Origin of the sequence: Halobacillus sp. BBL2006, assembly GCF_000786645.1 — a bacterium.
GTDB lineage: Bacteria > Bacillota > Bacilli > Bacillales > Halobacillaceae > Halobacillus.
In genome coordinates this window covers 1-6,671 of sequence record NZ_JRNX01000139.1, presented here as the reverse complement: position 1 = coordinate 6,671, position 6,671 = coordinate 1, and the positions used below count along the sequence as shown (strand labels likewise).

Here is a 6,671-nt window from a genome sequence, read left to right as displayed (position 1 = left end):
ATCTTTTCTTTTTGTTATGGCACCAAATAAACCTGTGAAATATAAAGATACGGTTGTAGGAGCACTTTTTGCGACCGTAGGATGGCAGCTGGTTTCTCTTTTATTCTCCTTCTATGTCAGTAGTTTAGGTAATTTCTCAGCGACGTACGGCAGTTTGGGAGGTGTCATCGTACTGATGATTTGGTTTTATCTCTCAGGTATAGTCATCATAGCTGGTGGAGAAATCAATGCGATCATTTATCATAACAGATCGAGAAGATCTGCTTGATGTATAAAAAAGACCCGAAAGCTCAAGCTTTCGGGTTCATTTATGATTTTAATAAACGCAAACCGTTTAAGATAACAAGTATAGTACTTCCCTCGTGACCAATAACCCCCAGGGGAAGGTCAAGTGCTTGCAGGAAATTACTGATGATCAGCAGCATAATTACACTTATAGAGAAGACGATGTTCTGTTTTACGATTCGATTCATTCGAGTGGAAAGGTGAATCGCTTGGGCAATCCTCGGAAGATCATTTTTCATGAGAACAACGTCAGCCGTTTCTAGCGCAACATCTGTTCCTTCTCCCATAGCAATTCCTACATTCGCTGTAGCAAGAGCGGGAGCATCGTTAATTCCATCCCCAACCATTGCAACTTGATTAAAATGCTCTTTTAATAACTTCAATTCTTCCACTTTCTCTTCAGGAAGAAGTTCAGCAATATAATGATCGACCCCTGTCTCAGCAGCAATCGCATTCGCAGTGGTTGGGTTATCTCCTGTAAGCATAACGGTATAGACGCCGCGCTTCTTCAAAATCTCAATTGCTCGCTTCGTTTCTTTTCGAACTGTATCTTTCAGCGCAAAGATTGCTACAATAGCATCGTCTTTTTTTACAAAAATAACCGTTTTTCCTTCTTTTTGAAGAGCTTCGGCCACGCCGTCACGAAATGAAGAAGCTTCTTCTTTCCCAACAAAATCCGCTTTACCTATTTTCCACGTTTTTTCATTAAAAGTTGCAGTAACACCATTTCCGCTTACATCTTTCATCTGATCAATACTCATTAACGAAACATTGGATTTGTGCGCGAAGTCAACAATGGCTTTTGCAAGTGGGTGATTGGATTCTTGTTCAATCGATGCGACGACACCCAGAACATGACCCTGGTCTTCTCCTTCCAAGTAAACGGCATCCGTAACTTCAGGTTTTCCTTTCGTTAATGTACCTGTTTTATCAAAAGCGATGGCTTGTAAGTGGGCAAGATTTTCGAGGTGAACACCACCTTTGAACAACAAGCCGTTTCGTGCACCGTTGGATATCGCAGAAAGGGTTGCTGGCATAATTGAAGCAACGAGTGCACATGGAGACGCAACAACAAGTAAGATCATCGCTCGATAAATTGTATCCATCCAACTCCATCCTAATAGGAAGTGGGGGAGGAAGAGCATGAAAGCGACGACGATCAATACAACTTTTACATAAGTGCTTTCGAAGCGTTCAATGAACAGCTGAGAAGGCGGTTTTTCGCTTTGTGCAGACTGAACCATTGTGATGATTTTTTGAAAAAGTGTTTCTGTCGATTTCTTTGAAACTTCAACAACAATACTTCCATTTAAATTGACTGTACCCGCAAACACTTCTTTCTTTAGTCCTTTTGAAACAGGGACAGATTCTCCGGTGATAGCACTTTCATCTATAGAAGTCTCGCCTTTAGTGATGAGTCCATCGGCCGGAACACGTTCGCCAGGCTTAACTAGAATACGATCACCGATTTGAAGAGAGGAAACAGAGATGGTCTCATATTCATCACCGGATACTTTCAGGGCCTCCTCAGGCTGCAAACTCATCAAAGAAGTAAGTTCTTTCTGACTTTTATTCATGGTGTAAGTTTCAAGAGCACCACTCAAAGCAAAAATGAAGATCAAAATAGCACCCTCGGTCCAATATCCGATGGAGGCAGAGCCAATGGCTGCAAGAATCATAAGTAATTCCACATTCAATTCTTTATCCTTAACCGTTTCTTCAAGTCCTTCTTTGGCTTTGGCAAATCCACCGATGACGAATGCTATGATATGAAGAGTTACATAAGTAGTAGTCGAAAACTGACTTTCTCCTACCCAGGCGGCCAGTATAAGAACCCCACTGAGGAGTGCAGCAATCAGTTCTGCATGTTCTTTAAGTCCGCTCAACCATTTTGGCCACAAAGGCAGGGAGCGGTTATGAAGGGACTGAGTTTCTGAAGGCAATATTCTCAACTCCTTTTTCTAATTGATAATGATAACCATGTTCATTTACCTTTTAATTGTTAATTGTAAATACTTTTTAATACGATTAAACTGAACAGATTAAAATAATTATAATTTAGTATATATTATTATAATAGCATGGAAATGTGCAGAGTCAAGACATATATTATTCATTCTGTATAAGTCAAACATTTCCTCTAAAAAACTAAGCAACACAGTTGATATAACAGCTGTAAAGTTGCTATATTGGTTAGGTGTGAAAATTAAACATTAGAAAGGTGGATACGAAAGATGCGTAAAGGACTTTTATTTATACTTATGCTTATACTTTCCGTTACTCTGATGGCTTGTGGTTCAAGCGATACTAGTGAGGAAAGTTCTAATAATAATAATGCTGAAGAAGCTTCCAGTGAGAAGTGGAACGAAATTCAGGAAAAAGGGGAAATTGTTGTCGGTACCTCCGGAACTCTTTTTCCTGCTTCTTACTACCCGGAAGGTTCTGATGAATTAACCGGTTATGATGTGGAAGTCATGCGTGAGGTAGCTAAGCGTTTAGATCTTGACCTTAAGTTTGAGGAATATGGAGTAGACGGCTTGCTGGCCGCTATCAATAGCGGTCGTATTGATGCCGTGATCAATGATATGGAAGTAACGAAGGCTCGTCAGGAACAATTTGCTTTCAGTGAACCTTACAAGTATTCTTATTCAACGATGATTGTCCGTGAGTCTGATCTCTCCGGAATTGAAAAGCTGGAAGATTTAGAAGGGAAAACTCACGGAGGAGGAGCGACGACTGTCTTCTCCAAAATTGCAGAACACTTTGGTGCCGAAACGAAAACATACGGAAATGTCACAAACGACGTTTATCTGCGTGATGTAGAAAATGGAAACACAGATTTCATCATCAATGATTACTATCTTCAATCTCTTGCTCTTAAAGCTTTGCCAGAGATTGAGGTCCAATTGCACCCAGACTTGAAATTCCATCCAACAAATTCAGCGATCGTCATGCCGAAGGCCGCTGATACACTAACAGATAAAATTGATGCAACTCTTCAAGAAATGAGAGAAGACGGTACCTTAACAAAAATTTCTAAAGAATTCTTCGGTGGCAAAGATGCATCGAAAAAACCTGAAGAGGACATCCGTGAGCTTGAAGGGCTAGAGCTGTAAGGATCAGTCATGTTAGGAATAGAATTCAGAGATATCCAGGTTGAAAAGTTATTCAATGTTGAAAGGGCGTTAGACAACCTTCCGTTTATACTGGAAGGTGTGCCTCTCACCTTATTTGTTGCTGTTATCGGGATGATTATTGGGCTTGTATTAGGCTTCTTTTTAGCTCTTGCGAGGGGATCTGATCATCGTTGGTTAAGGTGGCCTGCACGATTTTACATTTCATTTATGCGTGGAACCCCCATCTTAGTCTACCTATTTGTGCTGTACTTTGGTTTACCTGTCGTAGGCATTAAAATGCCCGCAACCGTTGCTGCCATCATAGGTTTCGGGACAAATAGTGCAGCCTATATCGCTGAAATCAACCGTGCTTCTTTAAACAGTGTAGAATATGGACAATGGGAATCTGCAAGAGCATTAGGCTTTACTTATTGGAAGACAATCAGGAGGATCATCATGCCTCAGGCAACAAGAATTGCGATCCCTCCGTTAGGAAACGTCTTTCTCGACCTGTTGAAAGCTACTTCCTTGGCAGCCATGATCTCTGTACCTGAGATACTGAATAAAGCTCAGATTGCCGCTGGCCGAACGGTCGATTCGATGACCATGTATATTACAGCAGCGCTTATCTACTGGCCTTTGACGATGATCTTTTCTGTTTTGCAGGATTATTTAGAAAAACGCTATAACAAGTATTTGTAAGCTTACACGCCAGAGTATTGGATGCTCTGGCGTTTTCTTGTGGGCGGTGTCTTTTGTGGTGTCAGGTTCCTGTGGTGTCAGGTATCGGTCGGTGATTGCTCGGTACCTGGTACCGAAAACAGAAGAACCGGTACCAGGTATCACCTTCCACTTTTGTGGTACCTGGCACCAAGAAAAGTAAACCGGTACCTGACACCACAGGAACCTGACACCACACCCGACACCATCAAAAAAACAAAACGGATGACTTGATTCCATCCAGAACCTGCTTTATGATAGAGTAAGAAATCTAAATCGTAATGATTATTATTTTGAGAGGGATCCCGATGAGTGATAAAACAATTGTAGAAATAGAGAACGTATCGTATAAATATGAAAGAGAATGGGTTGTTCAAGATGTGAATCTGAGCATCAAAGAAGGACAGTTCTTAGGACTCGTCGGACCCAACGGATCAGGGAAGTCGACGCTGATTAAACTGATGTTAGGACTGGTCAAGCCAGGGCGTGGTTCGATTCGATTGTTTGGCCAGCCGATCAAACAGTTTAAAAAGTGGCAGGAAATCGGATTTGTTTCTCAAAAAGCGAATAGCTTTAACTCTGGTTTTCCTGCGACGGTATTAGAAGTCGTGATGAGCGGGCTTGTCTCGAGAATTGGTACCTTCAAATTCTTCAATCGAAAACACAAGGAAAGAGCGCTTCAGTCTCTTAGAACGGTAGGAATGGAACAGTATACGAATGAGAATATTGGAGATTTATCTGGAGGACAACAACAGCGTGTCTTTATTGCCCGAGCGCTTGTTAGTGACCCTTCTTTGCTCATCCTTGATGAACCGACCGTAGGTGTGGACGCCGAGCATGTGACAGAATTCTATAACTTGCTGGGGCGATTGAACAAAGACCAAGGCATTACACTATTAATGGTCACCCATGATATTGGAACGATTACTGAACATGCGACCCACGTTGTCTGCATGAATAAGTCTGTTCATTTCCATGGGGCGTCAGAAGAATATGAGGAATTTGGTGAGCAGGATTTGAATCGTTTATATGGTCATTCCGTACAACAGCTCACGCACAATCACGAGCATTACGGGGTGAATCCACATGATTGAGAGTTTCTTTCAGTATGAGTTTTTACAAAATGCAGCGATTACAGGGATATTGATAGGAATTGTTGCTCCGTTGCTTGGCGTCTTCATCGTTGTCAGAAGGCTTTCTTTAATTGCAGATGCATTATCACATATTACATTGACAGGGATTGCCGCAAGCTTACTTTTAGAAAAGAAAGTGACAGGAATTAATGACTGGAACCCGATTTATATGGGGATGGTTTTCTCTGTCATCGGTGCGGTTCTCATTGAACGTTTGCGAAAAGTTTATAAACATTATGAAGAGCTGGCGATTCCGATTATTCTGTCTAGTGGGATTGGTCTAGGGGTCATCCTCATATCTTTGGCGGATGGTTTCAATACGGATTTATTCAGTTATTTGTTTGGTAGTGTGACAGCTGTCGATCGTTCCAGCATGTGGACGGTTCTTTTGATCACGATCTTGGTCATAGCTGTCGTCATTTTATTTTACAAAGAGTTGTTTGTGCTTTCTTTTGATGAAGAGCATGCTTCGATTTCTGGTGTCAATGGCCGGTGGATCCATTTGCTTTTCATTGTGATGGTCGCTCTTGTCATTGCTTCTTCTATGCAAGTCGTAGGAATTTTACTCGTTTCCGCGTTAATGACACTGCCTGTTGCTGCAGCGCTTAGGATATCCAGAAGTTTCAAACAGACGATCGGCCTCTCGATTGTTTTTGGAGAAACGTCGGTGTTACTTGGATTGTTTGCTGCTTACCACTTAAGTGTTCCGCCCGGTGGAACGATTGTGATGACAGCTGTTTTGATATTAGTGATGTCAATTCTATATAAAAAGGTAAGAACTCAACAATGGATAAAGGGTGAGGTAGGATGAACGTTGAGACAGCTTTGCAAAGGTTGAAAGAAAAAGGGTATAAACGAACAAAGCAAAGAGAAAGTATTCTGGAGATTTTTGTTAAACAGGATCAATATATAGCTGCAAAGGATATTATAAAGGCAATTCAAGAAGATTTTCCTGGAGTCAGCTATGATACCATTTACCGTAACCTATATTTATTGACTGATGAGGAGATTTTAGAAGCTACAGAATTAGGCGGTGAGAAGCATTTCCGCCTCGGATGCGATACCCATGGTCACCATCATCATTTCATTTGTACAGATTGTGGAAAGACGAAATCTATTGAGTTTTGCCCAATGGACAGCATTAGTGAGAATTTAAACGGTTATAACATAGAAAATCACAAATTTGAAATTTACGGAAAATGTCCACAATGTAATTGATGCCTGTGTGATGCACAGGCACATCTTTTTGAAATAAATAAAAAGTAACGATTACTGTTTACAATTAGTAATCGTTACGCTATAATCCGTTTTGAGCGAGGGGGAAAAGTATGAAAAAGTATTCTGCTTTTATATCAACAGTATTATTTGTAATTGCGCTGGCAGGCTGCGGGAGTGATCTCACAAAGAGTGAGGATGC

7 protein-coding genes are annotated in these 6,671 nt (G+C 41.1%); 6 read left to right on the top strand and 1 reads right to left on the bottom strand.

Annotated elements, in window-relative coordinates:
• Nucleotides 1-268, top strand: a 268-nt coding sequence (locus tag LD39_RS05100; protein WP_156112570.1) for a YihY/virulence factor BrkB family protein, incomplete at its 5' end; no start/stop codon positions are given.
• Nucleotides 269-308: 40 nt separating this feature from the next.
• On the opposite strand, the gene LD39_RS05095 is transcribed toward LD39_RS05100, so the two are convergent.
• Entirely contained in the window at nt 309-2,228 is a 1,920-nt protein-coding gene (locus LD39_RS05095; protein ID WP_081988319.1) for a heavy metal translocating P-type ATPase, read from the bottom strand.
• 291 nt (nt 2,229-2,519) lie between these two features.
• Here LD39_RS05095 and LD39_RS05090 point away from each other — a divergent pair, with 291 nt between their 5' ends.
• The 5 genes from LD39_RS05090 (at nt 2,520) to LD39_RS05070 (ending at nt 6,472) form a co-directional block, all read left to right on the top strand.
• Nucleotides 2,520-3,401, top strand: a complete 882-nt coding sequence (locus LD39_RS05090) for a transporter substrate-binding domain-containing protein (RefSeq protein ID WP_035543602.1) — start codon at nt 2,520-2,522, stop codon at nt 3,399-3,401.
• A 9-nt stretch (nt 3,402-3,410) separates the two neighbouring features.
• The gene (locus LD39_RS05085; protein ID WP_035543600.1) at nt 3,411-4,103 is read left to right on the top strand and encodes an amino acid ABC transporter permease; all 693 of its coding nucleotides are present in this window, start codon (nt 3,411-3,413) and stop codon (nt 4,101-4,103) included.
• 326 nt (nt 4,104-4,429) lie between these two features.
• Complete coding sequence (locus LD39_RS05080) at nt 4,430-5,215, top strand: metal ABC transporter ATP-binding protein (protein WP_035543597.1); 786 nt, start codon at nt 4,430-4,432, stop codon at nt 5,213-5,215.
• Nucleotides 5,208-6,065 (top strand): metal ABC transporter permease, encoded by an 858-nt coding sequence (locus LD39_RS05075; protein WP_035543594.1) that lies wholly within the window; start codon nt 5,208-5,210, stop codon nt 6,063-6,065. Before LD39_RS05080 ends, LD39_RS05075 begins: the two co-directional genes overlap by 8 nt.
• Nucleotides 6,062-6,472, top strand: coding sequence for a Fur family transcriptional regulator (locus tag LD39_RS05070; RefSeq protein WP_035543592.1), 411 nt, complete (start codon nt 6,062-6,064; stop codon nt 6,470-6,472). The genes LD39_RS05075 and LD39_RS05070 overlap by 4 nt, the downstream gene beginning before the upstream one ends.
• The last annotated feature ends 199 nt before the right edge of the window (nt 6,473-6,671 follow it).